Raw genomic sequence first — 24,956 nt, forward strand, 5'->3', positions numbered from 1 at the left:
TGAAGGCAAATTCGACGTATGGTCGCGGCCAAGGAATGGGGAGGGCCGGCATGGAGACGACACTGGAACCGGACCGGCGGGCGCTGGACGTCCTGGACACCGCGCGGCAGGTCAGCGGCGGGCGGCTGGGCACCGAACACCTGCTCGCCGCCGCGGCCGACGCCGGCGGCGGCGCCGCCCGAGCCCTCACCGCCGCCGGAGCGCCCGCGCCCGCCCTGCACGCCGCCCTGCGCGACCGCCACGTGGAGTGGACGGCCGACGACGGCGGGCTCGCGGACGCCGAGCGCCGGATCTCCGCCGCCGCCGCCCACGCCCTCGGCACGGCGATGGACCACGCCCGCGACGAACACGCCCCGAGGTTCACCGCCGAACACGTCCTGCGCGCCGTCCTCGCGGACCCCGGCAACCGCGCCGCCGAACTGCTCGCCCGCTGCGGCGTCGCCTCCGCCGCCGTCCTCGCGCACCTCGACGCCCCGGCGGCCCGCGGCGGCCTCCACCCCCTGCTGCGCCCCACCCGGGACGCCGTCCTCGCCCACCGCGCGGGCCGGCAGCCGCGCTGGAAACGGATGCTGACGCGCCCGGCCGCCGCCGGAGCCGCCCTCGCCGCCGTCCGGCGGGAGACCGACGCCCAGGCCGAGCGCCTCGGCCGGCGCTCGCCCGGCACCGAACACGTCCTGCTCGCCGTCCTCGCCCTGCACGAGGTCGCCCGCCACCAGCGGCAGTCCCCCGGCGGCGACCCGGACAGCGGCCCGGCGGACGGCTCGGCGGGCGGCTCGGCGGACGGTGAGGACTCCGCACTCGCCGCCCGGCTCGGCCTCGACCACGCCCGCGCGCACGCCGCCCTCGCCGACGGCGGGCTGCCGCTGCCCGCCGACCCGCGCTCCGTCGAGGCCTACCTGGCCGGCGCCCGCGACACCGACGCCCTGCTCCGGACGCTGCTGCGCGAGGACACCCGGGCCCGCCGCCTCGCCGAGACCCTGGGGGCCGACCTCACGGGCCCCGAGGGCCTCCTGGAACAATGATCACGAACCACGGAAGGGGCCGGGACATGCAGGTGACCATCGGCGAAGAACTGATGCTGCTCTCGCTGGACGACGAGTCCGGCGTCGCGAAGGAGGCGGCGAGCGCGGGCTGGGCCGTCGCGGGCGGCATCCTCGCGGACCTCGTGCTGGCCGGGCGCGTCACCGTCGACGACGGCCGGCTCGCCGTCGCCGACCGCACCCCCACCGGCGACCCGCTCCTGGACGGCCGCCTCGACCGGCTCGCCGAGTGGGCCGAGCGCAAGGGCGCGGGTCGGGGGGCGGGGAAGGCGTCCGGCTGGCTCACCACGGACCGCCCCACCGCCGTCCGCGACGCCGTCCAGCGCCTGTGCGAGCGCGGCCTGGTCACCGAGGAGCGCCACCGCGCCCTTGGCATCTTCCCGGTCCGCCGCTACCCCGAGGCCGACCCGACCGTCGAGCGCGAACTGCGCGAGCGCCTCGCCGCCGCCGTCCTGCGCGGCGAGGACCCGGACGCCCGCACCGCCACGCTGATCGCCCTGATCCACGCGACCCGCCTGCACCGCCTGGCCTTCCCCGACCTGCCCCGCAAGGAGGTCGAGCCGCGGTTCGCGGCCATCGCGGCCGGCGAGTGGGCGAGCGGACCGGTCGGCGAGGCGATCCGGAACATGCAGGCCGCGATCGCGGCGATCACCGCCGTCACCGCCGCCACGGCCGCGACGACGGCGGTCATCACGTGACGGCGCGCTGCCCCGGACCCGACGGGCCCGGGGCAGCGCCGGGGCGCGTCTTTCGGATCAGCGGGTGGTGTAGCCGCCGTTGGCGAAGAGGGTCTGGCCGGTGATCCACCAGCCGTCGGTGGCGAGGAACGTGACGATCGGGACGATGTCCTCGATCTTCGTCAGGTCGTTGCCCATCGCCTGCGACTTGTGGAACGCCACGCGCTCCGGGGTCTCCTGGCCGTAGAAGAACGGGGTGTCCATCGGGCCCGGGGCGACGTTGTTCACCGAGATCCCGCGCGCGGCGAACTCCTTGGCCGCGGCCCGCGTGTAGTGCTCGACCGGGGCCTTGGCGCCCGCGTAGGTGGAGTAGCCGTCGGTGAACGCGGCGAGCAGCGACGTCAGGATCGTGACGACCTTGCCGCCGTCGTTCAGCTGCCGGCCCGCCTCGCGGATGAAGAAGTACGCGGCCTTGGCGTTCACGGCGTGCATCACGTCGTACTCGGCCTCGGTGGTCTCCACGATCGGCTTGCGCAGCACCATGCCGGCCGTGTTGACGGCGACGTCGACGCCGCCGAAGGTCTCCTTCGCGACGGCGAAGACGCGCTCCACCTCGGCGGGCTTCGTCAGGTCGCCCTGCACGGCCACCGCCTCGCCGCCGGCCGCCTTGACCGCGGCGACCGTCGCCTCGGCCTCCGCCGCGGTCCCGTCCGAGTGGTAGTGCACGACGACCTTCGCGCCGTCGGCGCCCGCGGTGCGGCTGATCAGTCCGCCGAGGTTCTTCGCACCGGCGCCGACCAGGACGACCTTGCCGGCCAGGGAGTGGTTGCTGCTCATGATCTACGGCTCCTCGCCAGATGGGGGATGTGTTCGCCGCACCACTGTCCGCCGCGAGGCCCCTCCGGGGCTTGAACGATCCGGCGCCCCCTGGAACGAACCGCTCACGATCTCGCGCGGCACCCGGATCCGCCGCCGCCCGCGGTCGTCATCCGTCCCCCGGACGGACCAGAATCGACGGTATGACCACCCACGCGACGTTCCTGTCCGCCATCAAGCCGCACCTGCTCCGGCTCTCCGGCAGCGGCCAGGACCTCGACGAGGCCGTGGTCGAGCGCGGCCTCGAACGGGCCGCCACCGGGGACTCCCCGATGGAGGACGGGCCCACCCGGCACGTCCTCGCCGTGCACGCGGGCACCTCGGCCGACCTCGCCTGGTCCGCCGACGGCCGGCCCCGGCGCGAGCGCTTCCACCGCGGCCAGGCGCTGATCAACCCGGCCGGCTGGGCCTCCCGCCCGCGCTGGGGGCAGGACGCCGAACTCATGATCGTCGCCCTCGAACCGGCCTGGCTGGAGAAGCTCGCCACCGAGAGCGACCTGCCGGGGCCGCTGGAACTCGCCCCGCGCTTCCACCTGACCGACCCGTTCCTCGCCATGCTCGTCGAGCGCCTGGTCGCCGAGTACGAGGGCCCCCGCCCCGCCGACCCGCTCTACGCGCAGTCCCTGCTCCAGGCCCTCGCCGCCCACCTCATCCGCACGGCCGCCACCCGCGGCCCCGGCCTGCCCGAACGGGACGGCGGCCTCACCCCGAAGCGGCTCGACCGGGTCGTCGACCACATGAACGGCTACCTCGACGGCCGGCTCTCCCTCACCGACCTCGCCGCCGTGGCCGGCGTCAGCCCGTCCCACTTCACCCGGGCGTTCCGCGCCTCGACCGGCCAGTCGCCGCACCAGTACCTCGTCCGCCTGCGCCTCGAACACGCCCGCCGGGCCCTGCTCACCACCGACACCCCCATCGCCGCGATCGCCCAGCTCTGCGGCTTCGCCGACCAGAGTCACCTCACCCGCACGATGCGCCTCCACACGGGCACCACCCCGTCGGCGCTGCGGGCGAGCCGGGACTAGGGCGGCTGAACTCGGCCTCCCCCCCACCGCCGTTCGCCCGTGTCATAGTGGCTTCCGTACGCTCCCCGGCGCACACAGGGTTCGATGAGCACCTCTCATGTGACGGAGGGTCAACAGTGTCGCAAGAAGCTCTGGGCTCGGGGTTGAGCCGGAGGCGTCTGCTCCGCCTGGGGGCAACGGCCGTGGCCGTGGCCGGAGTCGGCGGATCGGTGGTGCCGGTCGCGGTCGGTGCCGAGCGGCTGCCGAATCTCGCGGGCGTCGCCGACGGGAGCACGTTCATGGCGTGGAAGGGCGTCGACGGGGACCAGCGGATCTGGTGGAACCAGCTTGTGAACGGCACCGGTTGGACCGGGCCGCAGCCGGTCGACGGCGCCGCCACCAGTGCCGGGGTCGCCCTGGCCGGGCCGTGGGGCGGGCCGTTGTTCATGGCCTGGAAGGGTGTCCTCGGCGACGAGCGGATCTGGTGGAACTCGTTCGACGGGGGCGCCTGGTCCGCGCCCCAGCAGGTGCCGGGCGCCGCGAGCAGCGTCGGCCCGGCGCTGACCGACTACGCCGGGGTCTTCATGGCGTGGAAGGGCGTCACGGGGGACCAGTAGATCTGGTGGAACAGCTACTACGGCGGGTGGACGGCACCGCAGGCGGTCCCCGGGGCGTCCAGTGGCTTCGGGCCTGCTCTGGCGGTCGACCGGAGCGGTGGGCCGTACGGCGTGCCGTGCATGGCGTGGAAGGGCGTCGACGGCGACCAGCGCATCTGGTGGAGCAGCTACCGGGGCGGTTCGACGGGCAGCAACTCCTGGACCGGGCCGCAGCCGGTCGACGGCGCCGCCACCAGCGCCGGGGTCGCCCTGGCCGGGCAGCCGGGCGGCGGACTGCTCATGGCGTGGAAGGGGGTGGACGGCGACCAGCGCATCTGGTGGAGCCGGCTCTACCCGTCCTCGACGGTCTGGACCCCGCCCCAGCCGGTGCCCGGGGCGCGCAGCGGCGTCGGGCCCGCCCTCGCCGTCTACGGCGGCTCCACCGTCATGACGTGGAAGGGGGCGGACGGCGACCAGCGCATCTGGTGGAACCGGTTCGACCCGGGCGGCAGCGTCTGGTCCGATCCCCAGCCGATCTTCGGGGCGAGCACGGGCTTCCGCCCGGCCCTCGCCACCGTCGGGGCCTGAGGCGGTCCGGTCCGCCTAGAGCGCCACGACCGCCAGGACGAGCGCGATCAGGACCATCGACAGCCCCAGCGCGATGAACCCGTACTCCAGCGGCCGCCGTTCGCGCCCCTCGACGAGCACCTGGCGCGGGTCGGCCGGGTCGTAGCGCAGCGGCACGTGGCCGCCGTCCGGCAGGGGGTGACGCCGGGTGGACGGGACGGGGGAGAAGACCTCGACCACCCGGCCGTCCTCGGTCTCGAACTGCAGCAGCGGACGCGGCGGCGAGACCCGGTCGTCGGGCGTCGGCACGCGCTCGCGCACCAGCGCCCGCACCGGCACCCCGACCCGCCGCAGCCGCCGCACGTCCCGCAACCCGACCACCCCGGCCAGGTACGCGACCACGCCCCCCAGCCCGCCGAACACCACCACGGCGAACCCGGCCGTCCCACCCACCACGCCTCCCTGCCCGCGCCGCCGTCCCAGGACCTCCAGTATCACGGACGGGCAGTTCGTCAGCCGTCGGCCGAGCGGTGGTCACGTCCTGAAATGGACACGTGGCCCGTCCCCCGGGACTACCCTGGCGTGGTGGAATCCGACCGCAGCAACGGCGAGTTCGACTGGCGTCCGCGTCCTGATCGGGTCCGGGCCGTCGCGGCGCGTCCGCGCTGGTTCGTCCGCCGGATGCGCGTGGCGGCGGGCCTCGGCGTGCTGGCCTTCCTGCTCGTGGCCGGCGGTGTCCTGGCCTTCTTCCAGGCCATCCACTTCCCGTGCCTGTGCGGCGAGGGCCAACCCGTCGACCGCACCGCGGAGATCACGGCACTCGTCAGCGCGCTGGCGGGACTGCTGTCGGCCATCGCCGCCGTGCTCACCGCGGTCGTGTCCCTGGTCGCACTGCGGCGGGACCGGACCGAACCGGCCCCGCCACCGACGACGCCCGACCCCACCGGTCCGGCAGGCGATCCGCCCGCCCCCGCAGGCCCCCCTGCGAGCACCCCGAACGAGTCCGGCACCCACCCGTGGGTCCCGCCCTCGTCGCCGCACTGACACCGGTTCGGGCCCCGGCGATCGTGTCGGTTCGAGCTCTCCGAGCTCGGGCGGCCCCATGTGCCCGCCCAGAAGCGGTCGCGCCCCTCCCGGGCCCCTACACCTCGCCGAGGGGGACCGCCGGGTCGGCGAGGCGGGCCGGGTCCACCACCCGCCGGGAGCGGACGAGTTCGCGGATCGGGTCGGTGACGTCCCAGACGTTGACGTTCATGCCGGCGAGGACCCGGCCGTCGGCGAGCCAGAAGGCGATGAACTCGCGGGTGGCCGGGTCACCGCGGAAGACCACGCGGTCGTAGCCGCCCGGGTCGACGTAGCCGACGTACTCCATGCCGAGGTCGTACTGGTCAGTTGAGTGTACGCCTAAGCACGCCACTTGACCTGCCCGTTTGTTCGATATGGGAGACTCGGCCAATGCACCGCACAGTCCCGATGCCCGCCATGGAAGAGGTCGACCTCTACCTGCGCAAGTCCAAGAAGATCCGCACGGAGGACCCGCGCGATCTTCTGTCCGTGCAGACCCAGGAGGAACTGGGCCGGGCATGGGCGGCCAAGAACGGGAAGCGGGTCCGGGAAGTCTGGGTGGACAACCTGTCGGCATGGTCGGACGTGAAGCGGCCCGAGTTCGACAAGGCCGTCTCCGCGGTGCTGGCCGGAGACGTGCCGATCCTGTGGTGCGCGTTCCTTGACCGCTTCACCCGCAAGGGGGCGGACGAGATCGTGCCCATCCTGGGCAAGACCAGGGTCATCTTCGACTACGAAGGCCTGGACAGCTCGATCGAGCGCGATCGGCGGTGGATCATCGACCGGGCCGAGCAGGCGCGCGAGTTCTCGCAGCGTCTGAGCTTCAACCTGACCGCTACCAAGGCCACGCAACGAAATGCGGGGAAGTGGCTCGGCAGGCTGCCCTACGGCTTTGAGCTGGACGGGCCGGACACCCGGAAGCTCAAGAACAGCGCGGACATGTGGCGCTACGTGGAGCACGTCTTCGAGTCCGTCGCCCTGGGCGTGCCCGCCCGCATGCTGGGGCGCGCACTCAACTCCGGGCGGTCTCCGATCCCGTCGCCTGGCGGCGGGGAGTGGCAGGCGTCGACCATCTCGAAGATGATCTGGCACCCGGTGTACGAGGGGTGGCAAGTGAGCGTGGCGCAGGGGGCCGTCACGGGCGAGGACGCCGTCTACCGCCACCCCGTCACCGGCGAGCGCATCAGTGTGCTTGCTGAGGGTGCCAAGCCGATACCGCCGGAGATCGTCCGGAAGGCACGAGCGGCTCTGCGAGGGCACCTGAGGTACGAGGAGCAGCCGAGCAGCAAGAAGTACCATCTCCTGACCGACCTCACCCGGTGCCGGGGCTGCAGGGGTGCCGCCAGCGGTGGGCGGAGTCACGTGTGCGCGAGGCATGGGGCGGGGAAGTTCTGCCCGGACCCGGTGAGTGTCACGCGGACGACGCTGGAGAAACACGTGACGTCGGCGTGGTTCGACCGCATGAACGCCGGAGACGAGACCGACCCTCTTCTGTGGATTGCCGCGGAGCGTTACGCCGGTCTCCAGAATCCCGAGACGGCAGAAGAACTGGCCGACGCCCTGGCTGCGCAGAAGGCTGCCGAGCAGCGAGTCCAGCGCATCGCGGAGCAGCAGGCGGCGGGCATGTACGACCCGCCGTTCGATGTCCATCTGCCCCGTATCCAGGCGGAGGCGCGCGCAGCCCTGCAGACGGCCTTGGACCGGGTGGCCGCGCTGGCTCCGAAGAAGCTCGACATCGGGTGGCTACTGGAACATGAGCAGATCAGCGAGGCGTGGGAGAACGCGGATTACGCACTACGGCGGGACCTGCTCCGGTTGGTCATACGGCGCCTGGTCGTCACCAGGGGCACCCGGGGAGATAACCGGTTCGACCCGGCCCGCGTGGAAATCCACTGGCTTGATCAGCCGGACCCGTGGGCACTCGCGGAGCCTTCGTCGTCCGCAGCCTGGTAGGGCACCCCCTAGCATGCACAAGGCGCACGTCCAACGGATCATGATCCGCCGGGCGTGCGTCGTTCGCCGGCACTCCAATGGCTGAACGAGCCAGTCCCCGCGGCGCTGCAGGGCGAAACTCTGGATCGAGCCGCAGCCCGGTGTCTCAAGCGATAGAGGGGCGACGCAATTGATTCGGGCGAGGCGGGTTGGCGACCTCCTCGCTGTCGGACCTCACGGCCGTCAGGAAGGCAGAGCCTCGCTACCAGAGAAGCGCGGCCTCGCCAAGTTGCTGTTTGCCTGGACCATCCGGGAATCCTGCTCCACGGATTCTCGGAGGTCTCGTTGTTCCTCAAAGTGCCGGCCCTCGCTTCCCCTGGCCTTGGCAGCGGTTCTAGCGGAAGTCGACGTTCGAGTCACGTCGTGGGGCGGTTCCACGCGAGCGGACCAGCCGGTGAACCAGCGGCAGTGGAGCACGGCTGGCGAGTCTCCATGTCGTCATGGGAAGAGGCGGCGGCGTTGGCAGATTTGTTCGGCGGCGATTTGAGGACGGGGCGATCCGGGACTGAGTTGATCACCCGCCGGGATCGCTTCGCGATCGTGCTCGACGGGCCGTGTTCCGTGGACTTGAGGATGGTCACAAGGGGGCGGCGAGGAGAGCACGTCTGTGACGGAGTCCGGTACCTGGAGCCGGCCACGATCGCGGGCGAAGCCTGTGGCTGCCCTCCTACCTGGAGTCAGCGTCGTGCAGCATCCGGGGCCGGCCACGGGCCGAAGCCGGAGATCACCGCGCGGTTCCGCCTGGTCGGGGCGCCAGAGGCCGGGCTATTCGGCGTGGTCTCGTCCTCCTGGGTGCTGACGGAGGACGTCGAGGCAGTGCTTGAGTGCCTGGACGGAAGGAACGGACCGGCGACCGCCGATCTGAGCATCGATCGACGGTCGTTCATCACGTCGGCCGGTGTTGAAGTCGTGAGCCGACGTCCGAGGCTTCGCCTGCTGAGCTCCGTTCCCTGATCTTCCCCGCCATGACCCTCAACTTCCCCTCTGGTCACAACTCCACGCTACGAGCGGAATGTCACGAGACTGGTCTTGACCGTCGTGAGCTAGGCGATGCGTCGAAGGTCATCGAATCGGCGCTCGGCTACCTCCTCGGCGCCGAGCAGACGAACGTCGTGCCCGGTGCCGAGTAGGAGGACGGCGCGGCACCTGACGCTGTCCGCAACGCCGCCGATGTGCAGCAGCGCCTCAGGGCGTGGGCCGAGCGGGAGCTGCTGTCGTTCCGGATGCAGCAGGCCGAGCGGTCGGCGATCCGCTGCGGGGATGCCGTGTACACGCTGGCGTGGGAGCCGTCCAAGGGCGGCCCGGTGCTCCGCACGATCGACGCCGGGTTCTACTAACCGGAGTTGACGGACGAGGAGGTCGACGCCGCCGATTTCCCGTCGCGTGTGCACCTGGCGTGGGAGCTTCCGGAGGACGAGCGCCGCGGGTTGAAGGCCCGCCTTCGCCGGATCACGTACGAGCTGGGGCCGATCGGCGCGGCGAGCGGACCGGGCTGGTCGAAGGACGGATTCCCGGTGCGGGAGCCGGTCACGGGATCGGACGGGGACCCGGTGCTGATCGGCGGGGACACCGTCGACCCGGTGGCCGGGACGATGGTGCGCACCTACCCGTGGGCCCCGGGCCGGCCGTCTGCCGTCACCTGCTACCTCACCGACGCCGAATGGCTGCTCGACGACCTCATGGCGCAGCACGACATCCACAACCTGCCGATGAACAAGGCCCGTTACCGGGTCCGCTCGGACGGCCAGGTCCTCCAGGCCCTCGACCTGATGATCGACTTCCTGCCGGTCATCCACTTGACCAACACCATCCCGGACTCGGGGGAGCACTGGGGCCAGCCGCTGATCGCGAAGGTGATGCAGGTCCTGGACGAGCTCTCGGCGACCGACTCCGACTCGGCCGCCGCCAGCGACACCACCGGCTCGCCGATCATCGGCCTGTCTGGCATCCGCCTGCCCAAGGACTGCACGACGGGGGCCACGCTGCCGCTCCCGGTACGCGGCGGCACCGTCTGGTCGCTGGCCGAGGGCGGCTCCATGCACACCCTCGACACCTCCGCCCAGCTCGCCGAACTCCGCGCCCGCACCGACCACCTCCTGGACCGGCTGGCCGGCAACAGCAGGCTCACGTCCTCCGGGCTGGGCACCATCAGCCCCGCCGCAGTCCCCTCCGGCTACGCCCTCCAGCTGGCGCTGGGCCCGCTGGACTCGCTGGTCGCCTCCATGCGCCTGGCCCGTACCCACAAGTACGCGCTCATGCTGCGCATGGTCCAGCGCCTCTACCAGGCCGGGCGCGCCGAGGGCTGGCCCGAAGGCGAGACGCTGCCGGTCCGTCTCTCCTGGGGCCCCCACACCCCGACCGACCGCGCCGGCGTGCTCAACGAAGTCGTGCAGGGCTACACCGCGGGGGTGCTGTCGCTGGAGACCGGCGTGAGGATGCTCGCGGCCGCCGGGTACCCGATCGACGACGCCGTCCAGGAGATCGAACGGATCACCGCCCGCACCGTGGAGGCGCAGCCGGCCCCTGCTGCGACTGCCTGATCCGTCGCGTCCAGTCCGGGTTCCACCGGTGGAACCCACGCTCGCCAGGACATGGGTTTCGCCGGTGGAACCCAGCACGTTCCACCGGTGGAACCCTGTCCTTCCTTTGTTCTTCCTGGCTACTTCCTTCACCCCCCTACCCCCACGGCTACGCCGCAGGGGAGCCCCCGCTCGACCAGTTCCACCCGCGCGGACAGCCGGACGACCGGCAGCATGAAGTCATGGGACGCATCCGTCCTCGGCCGCATCGTGCTCGTGCCGGGACCCCTTCGTCAGCCTGGCGATGGTGATGGGCATACTGATCGCCTGTGCACGCCGTTCAGCTGAAGGATTCTCATGTTCTCCCATCGCCTTGCCCGCATTGCTGTGCTCTGCGCGCTGCTGGCCGCAGGCGTCACTGCGTGCGCTTCGCAGAACGCGGTCGAAAAGGCTGACGCTCCCGCCCAACTAGGCTCGACCGGCCCCGGCGGCCTGGACGTTGACACGTTGAGCGCCGACCAGATCGTGGACCAGGCCAAGGCCGTGATGGCCTCGGTCACCTCGGTGCACGTCGTCGGCGACGTCGTCACCGACGGTGACAGGATCACCGCTGATCTCTCCGCTGACAGCAGCAAGAACTGCACAGGAACGGTCAGCATGGGTTCGATCGGCACCGTGCAGGTGATCCACACCGGCGCCGGTACCTGGATGAAGCCGGACGACACTTACTGGGCGAGCATCGCCGGCAAGGAGGGTGGCGGTCCGCAGTCCGGTGCGAAGATCGCCGAGCTGTTCAAGGGTCGTTACCTGGTCATTGGCCAGGGCAACGCGGACCTGAAGCAGCTGACCGCGATGTGCGACCTGGTTGGCGCCATTGCCGGCGACAAATCCAAGAGCATAGGCGCGACCAAGGGGGGAAGCGTCACTGTGAACGGCGTCAAGACACTGAGCATCACGCTGCCCGACGACAGCGCCCCCACCAACCTCTACATCGCCACCGAGGGCAAGCCCTACCTGATCCGCATGGAGTCCGGCGGCAAAGAGGCCAGCCATTACAACTTTAGCGACTTCGACAAGCCGCTGCCCGTCCAGGCCCCGCCAGTCGACCAGGTGATCGACTTCAGCGTGTTCGCACAGGAGGTGAAGTCCGCATCGGCCTGACGGGTCGCCGCGTGCTGTTCCACGACCGGGGCGCTCGGCCTGCCAGGGACCCCAGCCGGGTGGGCGCTCCGAGGGTAGTGGTGCCGACGGGATAGGCGACGGGCGAGAGGCGTGGACATTTGTTCGCAGCCCCTTCTATCCTCCGGTCACTCTCTGCGGTGAACGCCATCGCAGGCATGTGCGACTGGAGTTCGTTCGTGGAATCTGCGACCCCCGACAACAGGTTCAATCCGGCTCATCAAGGTGCCCTCGGCCAGGGGGTGGTGGCTGATCCTCGACCGCTGGCGCTGACTGCGCAGGCGGTGCTTGTGCTGTTTGCCGTTGCGCAGGTCATGTCGGACCTGACCACCGGAACAGGTGCAAGGATGTTTCCTGACGCCATCTTGTTCGAGATGCCGCTGTTCCTGGGCACGACCGTGGTGTTTCTCTGCTGGCTCAGACGGTGTCGGCTCAATGCCGAGGTGTTTGCTCCGGGTGCGCACAAGTACTCGGAGGGCGGAGCTGTCGGTGTGTGGCTGATCCCTGTCTTCAACGCCTGGGCTTCACGCCGTGTCATGCTCGACATCTGGCGCGCGAACGGACCGGCCGGCGCCGCTTGGACGGTCAACGCCTGGTGGGCGACGTGGATCGTGAAGATGGTCGGGATCTCGGTCTACGTCGTGGCCGTCCCACAGGGCAACCTGCACAACCCTGTCGTCATGTTCATCAACGTCGCTGCCGCCGTCCTCACCATCGCCATGGTCGAACAGATCTCTGCCGCGCAACGTGCCAAGATCAAGGCATAGTTGCCGGAGCCTGACAGCCGCGCCGGCCGGACCGTTCTGCTCACCAGAACGGCCGCGGCGGCTCCATCGGACCAGGTCCGATGGAGCCGCCGCGTTCAACCGGCTCATTTTGTAAGGGGGCCACGAAGGCGGGGCTCCCTGACTGAGTTACCTCAGCTGCTTCGTGGAGCCGGTGCCCACTTCTGGGCTGGGGTGGCGTTGCAGTCGAACAGCTGGAGTCGGGTGCCGTTGGTGGTGTTGGCGTAGGGGAGGTCGACGCAGCGGCCGGAGGCGGGGTTGTAGAGAGTGCCGTCAGGCCTGGGCAGGAAGATCTGGTTCGGCCAGGTGTTGCCGCAGGTCCAGAGTTCGAGCGGGGTGCCGTTGGCGGTGCCACCCCCGGTTGCGTCGAGGCAGCCGCCGAGGATGCGCAGGGTGCCGTCGGGCTTGAAGCTCCACTGGGCGTTGCTGGTGTTGCAGTCCCAGATCTGAACAGCCGCGCCGGGCGTGGAGCTGGCGCCGTTGACGTCCATGCACTTGCCGGTCTGGGCGGCCAGGGTGACGGAGGTGCTGTCGGCGAAGGTGTTCGAGACGGTGGTGGGGCCGACAGTCCAGGTGAAGTACGGGGCCGTAGTAGTGAAGTGGCCGGTCCAGATCTGGATGATGCCGCTCGGCGTGATGCCCCAGAGGGTGGGGGAACCGCTGTTGGTGAGGTCTCCGTCGGAACCCATGGTGGGCCAGCCGGTGCTGACCAGGCCGCCGGGGCCGCTGATCGTGGTGTATGGGTCCATGCCGGTGATGGTCGGGTAGGGCGTAAGCGTGCCGAAGCCGTCGTCGACGTTGATGGTGCCGACGGTGAAGGTGTACGCGCGCAGTTCGCCGGTGCTCTGGTTGCGCGCCCACAGACCGGGGTGGCCCTGATTCTTCCAGTCACCGGGGGAGATCAGGTCCCAGCCCTTCCAGCCCTTCTTGTCGAGCTTGGTGGGAGAGCCGAAAGTGGCCGGGCCTACGGTGGGGTAAAACCAGAGCGCGGCGTCCGTGCCATCTGCGCTGCTTTCGACGGTGAAGAGGCCGGTGCGGTTCAGGAACTTCTTGTTCGCGTCGAGGTTCGTGGTGGTCGGGTCGCCGCTGGCGGCGATCTGGAGGACCTTCGACCAGTTGGCGGCGTAGTCCGTGCAGTCGGTCAGGGTCGTCGCGGCACAGGCAGGCCTCAACAGAGTCTGCGCGGTGCCGAGGACGCCGGCGACGCCGCTGTTGCCGGGGTTGGCGGAATACCAGAGGTCCGTGTCGTTGTCCCGGTGGGCGATGACATCGTCGACGTTCAGTCCGCCGCGCAGGCTTCCGCGGTGGGTGACGTGGTAGGCCGCCCAGGAGTCGCTGTGGGGCGAGAGCGTCTTCGGGGCGAGCAGTGTGGACTTGGGTGCGGTGGTGGAGGCGCCGATGTTGTAGGCGCGCAGGTCGCCGTTGGGGTCGGCGGTGACGATGTCGGGCAGGGCGTCGCCGGTGACGTCGCCGAAGACCGGGGCCGGGCTGTTGGGGTTCCACGGGGCGTAGAAGGCGTACTGCGCGACTGGGGAGAGGTTGCCGGCGTTGTCTGCGGCTTGGATGTAGAGGACGTTGGTGCCCCAGCGTCCGGCGGTCACCGGGATCTGGCCGGTCGGCATCGAGCTTCCGCACTGCCAGCTGGCGCCGGAGAGCTGGGGGTCGAAGCTCCAGCGCAGGCAGGTCACGCCGGAGGAGTAGCCGCCACTGGGGGCTGGGTCCGTTGCAGTGAAGGGGACGCCACCGCTCTGACCGGCGTAGATCTGGGGAGTCTGGCCGTTTCCGCTGGGCGGAAACTGCTTGGTGGTGTCGCTGACGGTGCTGGGGAAGGTGATGGTCGGCGGAGTGAGGTCGACCTTGAAGTAGCAGGTCGGGGTGGCAGCGGACCAAGGGACGCCGTCGAGCTTGTCGGTGGCCATGATGCTGTAGCCGTACGCGTGGCCGTCCTGGATCACTCGGCCAGGGACCGCGTAGGTGGTGGTGCCGCCGCTGTTGACGAGGTTGCTGTAGTCACTGGCGACGTCGGCAACGCCGCCGGGGAGGTTGTAGTCCCAGATGTGGTCCCAGGAGTAGAGCTGACTCTGGGCGTTGCTGGTGACGGTGGCGTTGAGGAAGACCTTGTTGTCCTGGTTGGTGCCGGCGCCGAGCCAGGCCCAGTGGTTGGCGTTGCCGTCGCCGCAGGACTGGTTGGCTCCGCCGGGGACCACGGTCGTCGGCGCAGGCCACACCGCCGGGTTGGTGGGGGTGTTGGGGATGCGGTCGTACTCGACGTATAGCGACGGCTGGTAGGTGAATCGCTTGAAGGCGTACTGGTTGCTCTCGTCGCCGTACAGGCCGAACGTCAGCTGTCCGCTGTTGGTGTTCTGCTGGAGTGCCGCGGTGACGGTGAAGGCGAACGGCACGTTGTTGTAGCAGCCGTCGTGGCCGGAACCGCCGACCGGCACCGGGCCGAACGAACCGCTCGTGGCCGAGGGCTGGTTGGACCAGGTCGTGCCGTTGGCGATCGCGCCGGTGACGTACAGGTTGAGGTTGTACTGGGCGTTACAGTCGAAGTTGGCGGAGACGTACTCCTGCAGGTTCATCGTCGCGTAGTGGATGACCGTCCCACTGAGGGCGCTGGTGTCGAACTGGTAGAAGCTGCGTTCGACGTCGGCGGGGATGCAGCTGCCGCCGTTGGGGTAGGTGCCGCAGACGCCGACGCCTGGGTGGTCGCTGTCGTTGCTGCCCTGGCGAAGCCAGTTGTTGGAGCCGTCGTGCTGCGACTGGACCCAGGTCCAGGCGTTGGCGGACGTGCTCCAGGGCAGGAAGGCGGGGTCGATGTAGTAGGGCGCGGTGCCGTGGGCCAGGAGGTCCTGGTCGGGCGTCAGGTCTATGCCGGTGGCGCCGGCCGTGACCGGCATGTCGGAGACCTTGGAGCCAGCACCGGGTCCCGCGTCGCTGCCGGCCGGCGCCGCCTTGGCCGCGTCCGTCGGAGTGTCGGCGGGTGCCGGGGCATCCGCTGCGGGGGCGGCCATGAACATCGTGGAGGCCTTCACAGCGGGGGCCGCAGAAGGGGTAGGCGCCGCGGGTGTGGTGGTGCTGTCCCACATCTGCGGGGTGCGCGCGGTCCAGCGGGGCTTGCCGTCTGCCGCGGTGGCGGTGAGGTTGCCCTTGGCGTCGCTGGTGACGCTGACGCCGTCGGCGGTGGTGCCGAAGTGCAGGTTCTTCAGGACTGGATTATTGGCGGCGGCCTGGGTCTTGACGACGAGAACAGTCGAGAGTCCGCCGAGCTTGGTGGCGGTGACCTTCAGGTCGATGTCAGGGGCAACGGACGGATAGACCACGCTGTCGCCGCTGACGGTGGGCGCGGTGAGGGCGAACGGGGCGGTCAGGGCGAGCTTCTTGCCGTCCGCGCTGGTCATGGTGGCCAGCGGCCCGCTTCCGCCCTTGGACAGCGTCAGCTGGCCCGCCGCGGACTTGGGGGAGAACGTGCCGTCCTGGTTCGCCGCAAGAGTGGCGTCCAACCCCTGCCAGACACCGTTGCGCTTGACACGCTGCTGGTCCGGGTGGCTCGTGAGCGCCAAGTGCCCCGCAGGAGTGGCGACGGTCTCGCTGAACTCGGTGGTGAGCGAGTCGATCGGGACGTTCTTGCCGGTGGCCTTGGCCTGGGCGATCGCCGTCTCGGTGGCGTTGGCGGGCGGGCGCTCCTGCGTCATCTTCGCGGTCGCGGCATCGATCGCGGCCTGGGACGGCACCTGCGAGGTGTCCGCCATGGCGGCCGGGGCCTGGGGACCGGCGAGGGCGGCTGTGAGCGCCAGGACCGCTCCTGCGGCCAACGCACCGTGCAGTGCGCCGCGGTGACGACGTTTTCTGTTCAAAGCGGGAATCTCCCCCAAAAGAGGCAAGACCTGAACGGACGCAGGTCAGCAGCACCGTGAGGGGTGGTCGGGCGCGGCGGCAAGTCCGTCCCGGCGGCGGTGTCCGAAATAGCACAGAAGGGATCGATTTACGGCTCTGGTGATATTTCTCACTAGCCTCAAGGGCTTGACGCTTTGTCGATAATGATCGATAAAATCCGCCATTTCTGATCTATTTCAAGCCCTCTCCTATCGGAGGGTGGATGTGGGGGAACAAAAGGTGCTATTTGCACGCCCATTGGCTCTTGAGAACAGAAGGGGCGCGCGAGGGCGGATAAGGCGGCGCCTCGCAGCCGTCACCACGGCCGCCATCCTCGGGTCCCTCCTTGCCCCCGTGCCGTTCGCGGTAGCGGCGGACGGGCCGGACTACTCGCGCAAGTGGTCCCCGCCGAACACGGCCCTGCCGAAGACCGCTTCGATCGCCGGCCGGAATGTCACACCGGTCGCGGCCCCGAAGCCGGAGCACCCAGTGCCGCCGGCCTGGACGCCGCCAAAGGGCCCGCAGGCGCTCCCTGGTGGCCATGCCTCGGTGACGCTCGGAACCGCGCCAGAGGCCAAGGCTCTTGGAACGGGTGAGTCCCCGCAGGCCGGTGCCGAGGCGAAGGCTTCCGGACTTCCCGTCACGGTCGCGCCGCTGGCGGGCTCGTCGGCTGCGGGCCAGACGATCCAGGTCGACGTGGCAGACGCCAACTCGACTGCGGCCGCGGGCATTCCGGGTGTGGCGGTGACGCTCACGCGCCCCGGTGCGGGCGATGACGCGCCCGTGCGTCTGGGTGTCGACGCGTCGAGCCTGGACACGGCGTTCGGCGCGAACTGGGCCGCCCGGGCCCACCTGGTGGTTCTGCCGGAGTGTGCGACGACGACGCCGAAGTCCCCGGACTGCCAGAAGCAGACGCCCCTGGACTCGCACTACGACCCGTCTACGAAGAAGCTCGTCGCCGACCTCCCGCTGACCGGAACGGGAACCGCCAAGTCCGCGACCATCAAGGCCTCGGCCACTGCGGCCGACGGCGCAATCCGGGCCGTGTACGCGGGCAACACCACGACGTCGACGACGGTCGGCGTGGTGTCGGGCGCCTCCAGCGGCGCGGGCACTTACGCGGCGACGCCGCTCGCACCCTCGCAGGCCTGGACCGGCGGCGGGTCATCAGGTGCGTTCACCTACAGCTACCCCATCCAGGCGCCGTCGGCGCTGGCCGGCACCTCGCCGACGGTCTCTCTGTCGTACGACTCGTCGTCGGTGGACGGCAAGACGTCGTCGACGAACTCGCAGGCGTCCTGGATCGGTGACGGCTGGGACCTCGGTGCCGGCTTTGTCGAGCGGTCGTACAAGGCCTGCTCGCAGGACGGCATCGCGGGCTCCGGCGACCAGTGCTGGGGCGGGGCCAACATGACCCTGTCCCTGGGCGGCCACTCCGGCCAGCTCGTTCCGGACGACGCGTCCTGCCAGTCCGGCGCTCCTGCCGCGATGGAGCAGGCGGCCTGCACCTGGCGGCTCAAGGACGACGACGGCACGAAGATCCAGTTCCTGACCGGCGCGACCAACGGCACCTGGAACGGTTCCTACATCAAGGTCACCGACACCAGTGGCACGGTGTACTACTTCGGCCTCAACCACGTCCCGGACGCGAACGGCAACCCGACCACACTCGGCGCGGACAGCGGCTCGGCCTGGACCGTCCCGGTCTACTCGCCCAACAGCGGGGACCCGTGCTACGACCCGGCCAAGGGCCAGGGCTCGTGGTGCCAGACAGCTTGGCGCTGGAACCTCGACTTCGTCGTCGACCCGCACAGCAACCTGGTCACCTACACCTACACGCCCGAGACGAACTACTACTCCCTCGGAGGCGGCCAGAACAACGGGAACGGCACCAGCACCGCCTACACGCGCGCGGGCACACTCTCCTCGATTGGCTACGGCCAGCGTCTGTCGGACCAGCTGAACAACAACGGCTCCTACAACCCCGCCGCGAAGATCGTCTTCAACACCTTGGAGCGGTGCGTCACCTCCACCGCGGCCTGCGACCCGTCGCAGCGCATCGCGGCCAACGCGGCAAACTGGCCGGACGTCCCGCTCGACCAGCAGTGCGACGCCACCAGCGCGTGCAGCAACTACGGGCCGACGTTCTGGTCCACCAAGTGGCTGTCATCGATCGCCACCCAGGTGAAGGTGAACGGCGCCTACCAGACAGTGGACTCGTACGCGCTGAACCACGTGTTCATCAACGTGCAGAACCCGACCGAAAACACCCAGGTCCCCTGGCTGGCCTCGGTCCAGCGCACCGGCCAGGACACCCAGGCCTCCGGAACGCAGGTCACGCTGCCGCCGGTGTCCTTCACCTCGATGCTGCTGCCCAACCGGGTGGACGGCACGAACCTGGTGCCCGCGCCGCCGGCCTACAACCGGCCGCGCATCCAGATGATCACCACCGAGACCGGCGGGACCATCGGTGTCACCTACGCCAACGCCGCCTGCTCGCGCGTGAACAACGTAATGCCGGCCTCAGCCGACAGCGACACGCTCTCCTGCTACAACGTCAAGTGGAGCCCGCCCGGTTCAGCCGCTGGAGCGGCCCCCGTGGACGACTGGTTCCAGAAGTACCCGGTCGCCACCGTCACTACGACCCCGGGCACCCCGGGCTCGACACCGATGGTGACCAGCTACAGCTACGGCAACGCCGCCTGGCACCGCAACGACTCGGCGACGACCCAGGACCAGAACCGCACCTGGGACCAGTTCCGCGGCTACGCAAGCGTCACCACCGTCACCGGAAGCGGCAACGACGGCTCCAAGTCCCAGCAGTCGATCACGTACTACCAAGGCATGGACGGAGACATCCTCGCCAACGGTAGCGCCCGCAGCGTCTCGGTCGCGGGCCCGATGAGTGGGCAGGTCACCGACTCCGACTGGCTCTCTGGCGAGACCGTGGAGTCCGACACCTACACGCAGGCCGGCGGAACCATCGTCGGCTACTCCGTCAACACCTCGAGTGGCCCGGTCACCACGGCGACGCACGGCCAGGGCAGCCTGCCGGCTCTCATCGCGCGCTACAAGGCCACCAGCTCGGCCATGACGTCACGGTCGTTGAAGAGCGACGGCAGCTGGATCACGTCCGCCAAGAGCACCACGACCGACTCGGCGCACGGCAACCGGCTCCTGACCTCGCTCGACACCGCCGACGGCCTGCCGGACATCTGCACCCGCACCAACTACGCGGTCGGCTCCGACCCCCAGGTTCTGGCAGTCCCGTCGGAGCAGATCGGGGTCTTTGGCTTCGGTTCCTGCACCGCGACGCCGACAGCCGCCAACACCGTCTCCTGGACCAGGACTGCCTACGACGGCCAGCCTGTCGGGCAACTCGGAGCCACTCACGACTCGACGAGCACGCTGACGCTCGATCACTACGACGCGAGCGGAACGCCGCAGTTCACCGCGGTGAACAAGGCATACGACGGCTACGGGCGCCCGGTCAGCGTGACCGACCCGAACGCCACCGACAGTGCGCACCCGGGCGGTGCCACCACCACTACCGCATACACCGCGTCCACTGCCGGTGAGCTGCCGGGCACCGTCAGCGTCACCACCCCGGCCCCGGCCGGCGCCAGTGACGCCGCCACCGGCCGTACCACCACGACTATTCTGGACACGGCCCGAGGACTCACCACCAAGACCACAGACCCCAACGGGCGGACGACCACCAAGGCCTACGACGCCCTCGGGCGCGTCACCAGCGTCTGGAACCCCGGACGCGCCACCACGGCCACCGCCAACGCCACGTACGCCTACTCGATCCCGGGTGTCGTCAACGGCAACGCGGTGCCGCCCACGGTGACCAGTTCCACGCTGATGTCTGATGGGCAGACGTACGCTGTCAGCATCCAGATCATGGACGGCACGGGCAGGGTCGTCCAGACCCAGTCCACACCGGCACTCTCGGCCTACAAGGCCGGCCGGCTGATCACCGACACCGCCTACGACTCGCACGGGCGGGTCAGCAGTTCCAACAGCCCCTGGTACAACAGCGACTCGGTACCCAGCACGACGCGGTTCCAGACCACGTCGAACAAGGTCCCAAGCGAGACCGACACCGCCTACGACGGCCTCGGCCGCCCCGTAACGCAGCAGATGCTCGCTTATGGCGTGACCCAGAACACAACCACCACGGCCTACCCGGGTGCGGACCGGACGGACACCACTCCGCCCGCCGGCGCGACGCCCACATCCGTCGTCAAGGACGCGCGCGGACGCACCGCCCAGCTGTGGCAGTACAAATCGGCGACCGCCACCGGGAACTCGGCAGACGCGGACGTCACCTCGTACTCCTACACGTCGGCCGGCCAGCTCGCCTCGCACAAGGACGCGGCCGGGAACACCTGGACCCGCGGCTATGACCTGCGCGGCCGTGAGGTGACCGCCACCGACCCGGACACCGGAACCACAACCAAAACCTACGACACCGACGGCCGGCTCGCCTCCACCACGGACGCACGCGGCCAGGCCCTTGCCTACACCTACGACCTGCTCGGACGCACCACCGGCTCCTACACCGGGACGGTCACACCGGCCAACCAGCTGACCGGGTTCACCTACGACACGCTCCTCCCCGGCCAGCCCGCCGTATCGACCCGATATGTGGGTGGCGCCTCCGGCAGCGCCTACACCAGTGCGATCCTGTCGTACGACACCGCCTACCACCCGACCAAGACCACCACGACGATCCCCGGCACCGAGATCGGCCAGGGCACCACGCCGTTCACTTACACCTACCAGGCGAGATTCGACCCCATCACCGGCGCCGTCACCGCCGACAACCGCTCGGCCGTCGGCGACATCGCCGCCGAGACGATCAACTACAGCTACGACCAGTACGGCCCGCTGGGCAGCTTCGGTGCCTTCGGCGGCGCGACCTATGACGTGTCCTCGAACTGGGACGCCTACGGCCGCCCCATCCGTGCCACGGTGAACCCGTGGGGCGCCCAGATCGTCGTCACCAACACCTACGACGAATCCACCGGCCGCCCGCTGCAGCAGTTCGTCGACAAGCAGACCGCCGCCACCGGCGCGGTTCAGCAGGTCACCTACGCCTACAACGCAGCCGGGCGGATGACGGCCGTCCGCAACATCCCGGACAACACCCCGTCGGCGACGGACCTCCAGTGCTTCGGCTATGACTACCTCGGGCGCCTGGCCAACGCGTGGACCGACACCGGCACGCTCACTCAGGCTCCGCAGCCCACGGTGGGAGGCATCGGCTCCTGCGCGAACTCCTCGCCCACCAGCGGCGCCCAGGCTCCGCTGAGGACGACGGTCGGCGGACCCGCCGCGTACTGGCAGAGCTACGGCTACGACCTGACCGGAAACCGCACCCAGCTCGTCCAGCACGATCCGTCCGGTGACACCACCAAGGACACCACCACCAACCAGACCTTCCCAGCCACTGGCACCGTCAACACCCCGACCACCGCGCCCAACACCGGTGGCGGAACCGGCGGTCCGCACGCCCTGACCACCACCAGCACCACCTCGCCGGCGGGCACCAGCGCCTCCAGCGCCCAGTACGACGCGGCGGGCAACACCACCGCTGTCACCGACACCTCCGGCACCGCCACCCTGACGTGGAATGGCGAGGACAAGCTCGCCTCCTACAGCAAGACCGGCACCGCCGGACCGACCACCTACCTGTACGACGCCGCCGGCAACCAGCTCATCCGCCGCGACCCCGGTAAGACCACCATCAACCTCGGCGGCGACGAACTCGTCTACAACGGCAGCACCGTCACCGGCGTCCGCTACTACCAGATCCCCGGAGGCGTCACTCTGGTCCGCCAGGGCGGCACCAGTACCTACCAGATCGCCGACCCGCACGGCACCGGAAACCTGGCCTTCGACGGCACCACCCTCGCTGAATCCCGCCGCCCCTCCGACCCGTTTGGCAACCCCCGCGGTACCCAGCCCACCACCTGGGCTGGCGACCACGGCTTCATCGGCGGGACCAAGGACGACGCGACGGGGCTGACCAACCTCGGCGCCCGCGAATACCAGCCGACCACCGGCCGCTTCCTCAACCCCGACCCACTCATCGACACGGCCACCCCGCAGCAGTGGAACGCCTACGCCTACAGCAGCAACAACCCCGTCAACCTCAGTGACCCCAGCGGTCTCAAGGCCGAGGAATGCGGCACTCTCTACCAGTGCCACGGCATCGACGGCGGCACCATCACGATCCACAACACGGCGGAGACCAGCGACTCCGTCCCGGACTCCGCGAAGGAACGTCTCTACGAAAGCGAGCCCGGCTTCAGGCCCATCAAGCCCATAGGTCCGCCCCCGAAGCCCAAGAGCCCAGAAGGTAACAACCGGGATTTTTTGGGTGGCGTTGGAGCGATGCTGACGTCGATTGATGACGCTTACGAGAAGCTGCTCTATCTGGGCACCAAGGAAAAGCCCAAGAAGTTCCCACTGCAGACCTACATGGACTGGGCCGTAAGCAAGGGAGTCGACCCCGAAAGTGCGAACTTTGCATCTGGGACCTTCCTCTTCGCTGCGATAGGCGACGCCTACGTCGCTAAGCCAGAAGCCGTCGGCTTGGACCCGTGCAACAGCTTCCCTCCAGCCACCCAGGTCCTCATGGGCGATGGAAGCGCCAAACCGATTGGCGAGATCAAAGCCGGCGACACAGTCACCGCGACCGACCCGCAAACCGGCCAAACCGCAAGCAAGCCCGTCACGTACAAGATCGTCACGCCTGATGACACCAGCTTCACCGACCTCACCCTGGCTGCATCCGGCCACGCAGGCGAGCCAGGTCAGACCACAACCCTGACCTCGACCTCGCACCATCCCTACTGGGATGACACCACCCAGCGTTGGACTGAGGCCGCAGACCTTGGCGTCGGCCACCGGCTAAGTACCGCAGACCACGGTTTCGTCGTTGTTGCCGCCAAGCACACCTATGCCTCTCAGCCCCAGCCCGCAGACAACCTCACCGTTGCTGACGTTCATACGTACTATGTCCTGGCTGGGACGACGCCGGTCCTGGTTCATAACGCACCCGGGGTTTCCACAGGGCCATGCCAGTTGCCGTTGTTTGTACTGACGGATGGTCAGCTTTCGTCGGCCGCTGACAGGGCCGCGAGCCGTGGCGGCCAAACCGCTAGGCAAGGTGTCCCGAGGGATATTCGTGATCAGATGCTGGCGGCCGAATTGGCTCGAACCACAGACCCGGAGACTGGAAAGGGAGGCTACTATCAATGTTGGCGGTGCGGGCATACCAGCACTAACCCTGCGGATATGCAGATTGGGCACGTAAATCTCGCGCGTGCAAATGGCGGAAATCTTGATCCGCGCAACCTCTGTATCGAAGGCGCGGCATGTAACAGCAGTGCGCAAAACAGGGGTTTCGTGACGCCAGGGAAGTCGTGTGCTGAACGCGGCGGATGTGGTGCGGGATTCGGGCGATTCGAGTAGGAGTGAATTCTTGTCGGCTAAGCTTGATAAGCTCATCCTCCAGCTTTGCGATAGCAGTTCTGCTCGACGCCGCTCTGCAGCCAAACAGATTGGCAAGCTAGGAGATCCTGCGGCGGGTCGCGGCCTGCTGGAGGCGCTTAAGGTCGAGGTTGTCGATGCGCGAACCTGGGAGACTCAATATGACATGATCATCGCGCTTGGCTCTTGCAGGCAAAGTGCTGCTGTTTCATTCCTGAAGCATCTCGTCGATGTGGGATTCAAATTTGATTCCCTGTATGGCGCGGTGGGTGACTCCATCATCCGAATCGCGCTCGCTGATGATCGCTTCAAGGAAGAGTTGCGCTGGTGCCTCAGGGTGGCTCAGCCGGACTTGATCGATGGCGCGATGAAGGCAATGTGGGACGAGGAGGTCAGCCTGGATTCCGACCTCTCAAGCCAGATGGTGGAGTACTTGCTAAGCCAGGATCCGTATGCTGGCGTGCGCTATTGGGCCGCGCTTGCGGCGAGGCGCTGGAAGGGTGAGGCGTCCCTGCGTTTCTTGGAGGATTGCGCTGTCGGCCCAAGGGGTGACGTAGCGGGCGCTGCCCGAGAGTCGCTCAACTTGCGCTGAACTTTCGGCGCGCACTGCTGGTGATTCCCATGTCGGGTCGGCTGGGGCATAGTTTCCTGATGCTTCAGCCGACCCGACGAAGGGGCCGCGACGGGAAGAGGTTATGGCATCATGATGCGTATGCCGCAAGCTCAGCCCCACCACAATCAAGATCACGTCACACTATTGGCTGATCTGACCGCAACGGGACCTGTCTTCGAAGTCCTTCCGGCCGTTCCGCGGGGAGTCGATCTCTTCGAGCTCACTGGTAGTCCCGGATTGACCTTGGGATGCGCGGCAGGCGACATCATTCGCCGCGCTCCCGATGGTCGCTTTTCCGTTGAACGTCGAGGGCCAAATTACTGCATCCAGGTATATCGCGGCGGCCCTTTCTCGGAAATTTCACTCGAAAAGCTCTCGGAGATCACGAGCCCCATGGACGGGGTGGTCGAGTCGCCACCTGACCGGAGATTCGCCGTGGTCACAGTACCCTGCGTGTCGGCGAACAAAGAGCTGGAGGAGTTGCTCGACTCCTGGGCAAATGCCGAGGGAGGGGTTCATTGGTGGTTTGGGAATCGAGATTAACCCAGTCGGCTTGCTTGGTGCTAGGCAAGAAGGCGTTTTGAATTTGTCTCGATAGGCCAATATCCGCCAAGCGCAGACTGACACTCAATGGGCCCCCCTGCGCTGGGCGGGGGGGCTG

Annotated in this window: 18 protein-coding genes and 1 pseudogene; 15 read left to right on the forward strand and 4 right to left on the reverse strand. The window is 68.9% G+C overall.

The features are described 5' to 3' along the window. Positions 1-50: 50 nt before the first annotated feature. Both ACFVU9_RS15710 and ACFVU9_RS15715 read left to right on the forward strand, forming a co-directional pair. Entirely contained in the window at positions 51-1,022 is a 972-nt protein-coding gene (locus tag ACFVU9_RS15710; protein WP_387593697.1) for a Clp protease N-terminal domain-containing protein, read from the forward strand. A gap of 26 nt (positions 1,023-1,048) precedes the next feature. Then, a complete protein-coding gene (locus ACFVU9_RS15715) occupies positions 1,049-1,738 on the forward strand; it encodes a GPP34 family phosphoprotein (protein ID WP_387593699.1) in 690 nt (229 codons plus the stop codon). 57 nt (positions 1,739-1,795) lie between these two features. On the opposite strand, the gene ACFVU9_RS15720 is transcribed toward ACFVU9_RS15715, so the two are convergent. Then, complete coding sequence (locus ACFVU9_RS15720) at positions 1,796-2,554, reverse strand: SDR family oxidoreductase (RefSeq protein ID WP_387593701.1); 759 nt, start codon at positions 2,552-2,554, stop codon at positions 1,796-1,798. Between the two features lie 182 nt (positions 2,555-2,736). Here ACFVU9_RS15720 and ACFVU9_RS15725 point away from each other — a divergent pair, with 182 nt between their 5' ends. From ACFVU9_RS15725 to ACFVU9_RS15735, 3 genes are all read left to right on the forward strand, one after another. After that, positions 2,737-3,618, forward strand: a complete 882-nt coding sequence (locus ACFVU9_RS15725; protein ID WP_387593703.1) for a helix-turn-helix domain-containing protein — start codon at positions 2,737-2,739, stop codon at positions 3,616-3,618. Positions 3,619-3,800: 182 nt separating this feature from the next. Further along, positions 3,801-4,214 (forward strand): hypothetical protein, encoded by a 414-nt coding sequence (locus ACFVU9_RS15730; RefSeq protein ID WP_387593705.1) that lies wholly within the window; start codon positions 3,801-3,803, stop codon positions 4,212-4,214. Between the two features lie 120 nt (positions 4,215-4,334). Next, a complete protein-coding gene (locus ACFVU9_RS15735; RefSeq protein ID WP_387593707.1) occupies positions 4,335-4,781 on the forward strand; it encodes a hypothetical protein in 447 nt (148 codons plus the stop codon). A gap of 15 nt (positions 4,782-4,796) precedes the next feature. Here the strand turns inward: ACFVU9_RS15735 and ACFVU9_RS15740 are convergent, their stop codons facing one another. Next, positions 4,797-5,213: a DUF3592 domain-containing protein gene (locus ACFVU9_RS15740; RefSeq protein ID WP_387593709.1), complete on the reverse strand. Its 417-nt coding sequence runs from the start codon at positions 5,211-5,213 to the stop codon at positions 4,797-4,799. Positions 5,214-5,345: 132 nt separating this feature from the next. On the opposite strand from ACFVU9_RS15740, the gene ACFVU9_RS15745 reads away from it, so the two are divergent. After that, a complete protein-coding gene (locus ACFVU9_RS15745; RefSeq protein ID WP_380495380.1) occupies positions 5,346-5,804 on the forward strand; it encodes a hypothetical protein in 459 nt (152 codons plus the stop codon). Between the two features lie 97 nt (positions 5,805-5,901). On the opposite strand, the pseudogene ACFVU9_RS15750 reads toward ACFVU9_RS15745, so the two are convergent. After that, positions 5,902-6,153: pseudogene (locus ACFVU9_RS15750) on the reverse strand (oxidoreductase C-terminal domain-containing protein); the annotation flags it as partial. An 89-nt stretch (positions 6,154-6,242) separates the two neighbouring features. Here ACFVU9_RS15750 and ACFVU9_RS15755 point away from each other — a divergent pair. The 6 genes from ACFVU9_RS15755 to ACFVU9_RS15780 all read left to right on the forward strand — a co-directional run bounded on the left by ACFVU9_RS15755 (position 6,243) and on the right by ACFVU9_RS15780 (position 12,282). After that, entirely contained in the window at positions 6,243-7,778 is a 1,536-nt protein-coding gene (locus ACFVU9_RS15755) for a recombinase family protein (RefSeq protein WP_387593711.1), read from the forward strand. Between the two features lie 1,004 nt (positions 7,779-8,782). Further along, positions 8,783-8,947 carry a hypothetical protein gene (locus ACFVU9_RS15760; RefSeq protein ID WP_387593713.1) on the forward strand — a complete coding sequence of 55 codons (165 nt, stop codon included), beginning with the start codon at positions 8,783-8,785 and terminating at the stop codon, positions 8,945-8,947. Positions 8,948-8,989: 42 nt separating this feature from the next. Beyond that, entirely contained in the window at positions 8,990-9,154 is a 165-nt protein-coding gene (locus ACFVU9_RS15765) for a hypothetical protein (RefSeq protein ID WP_387593715.1), read from the forward strand. A 6-nt stretch (positions 9,155-9,160) separates the two neighbouring features. Continuing rightward, complete coding sequence (locus tag ACFVU9_RS15770; protein WP_387593717.1) at positions 9,161-10,357, forward strand: hypothetical protein; 1,197 nt, start codon at positions 9,161-9,163, stop codon at positions 10,355-10,357. Between the two features lie 336 nt (positions 10,358-10,693). Continuing rightward, positions 10,694-11,497: a hypothetical protein gene (locus ACFVU9_RS15775; RefSeq protein ID WP_387593718.1), complete on the forward strand. Its 804-nt coding sequence runs from the start codon at positions 10,694-10,696 to the stop codon at positions 11,495-11,497. A 158-nt stretch (positions 11,498-11,655) separates the two neighbouring features. Next, on the forward strand, positions 11,656-12,282 hold the full coding sequence (locus tag ACFVU9_RS15780; RefSeq protein WP_387593720.1) for a DUF4328 domain-containing protein: 627 nt from the start codon (positions 11,656-11,658) through the stop codon (positions 12,280-12,282). A gap of 152 nt (positions 12,283-12,434) precedes the next feature. Here the strand turns inward: ACFVU9_RS15780 and ACFVU9_RS15785 are convergent, their stop codons facing one another. Continuing rightward, positions 12,435-16,115, reverse strand: a complete 3,681-nt coding sequence (locus tag ACFVU9_RS15785) for a ricin-type beta-trefoil lectin domain protein (protein ID WP_387593722.1) — start codon at positions 16,113-16,115, stop codon at positions 12,435-12,437. Positions 16,116-16,530: 415 nt separating this feature from the next. Here ACFVU9_RS15785 and ACFVU9_RS15790 point away from each other — a divergent pair, with 415 nt between their 5' ends. The 3 genes from ACFVU9_RS15790 (at position 16,531) to ACFVU9_RS15800 (ending at position 24,838) form a co-directional block, all read left to right on the forward strand. Continuing rightward, positions 16,531-23,664: a polymorphic toxin-type HINT domain-containing protein gene (locus ACFVU9_RS15790; RefSeq protein ID WP_387593724.1), complete on the forward strand. Its 7,134-nt coding sequence runs from the start codon at positions 16,531-16,533 to the stop codon at positions 23,662-23,664. Next, positions 23,618-24,274: a HEAT repeat domain-containing protein gene (locus ACFVU9_RS15795; RefSeq protein ID WP_387593726.1), complete on the forward strand. Its 657-nt coding sequence runs from the start codon at positions 23,618-23,620 to the stop codon at positions 24,272-24,274. The genes ACFVU9_RS15790 and ACFVU9_RS15795 overlap by 47 nt, the downstream gene beginning before the upstream one ends. 120 nt (positions 24,275-24,394) lie before the next feature. Beyond that, entirely contained in the window at positions 24,395-24,838 is a 444-nt protein-coding gene (locus tag ACFVU9_RS15800; RefSeq protein WP_387593731.1) for a DUF4265 domain-containing protein, read from the forward strand. Positions 24,839-24,956 lie beyond the last annotated feature (118 nt).

Origin of the sequence: Kitasatospora sp. NPDC057936 (genome assembly GCF_042887525.1) — a bacterium.
GTDB lineage: Bacteria > Actinomycetota > Actinomycetes > Streptomycetales > Streptomycetaceae > Kitasatospora.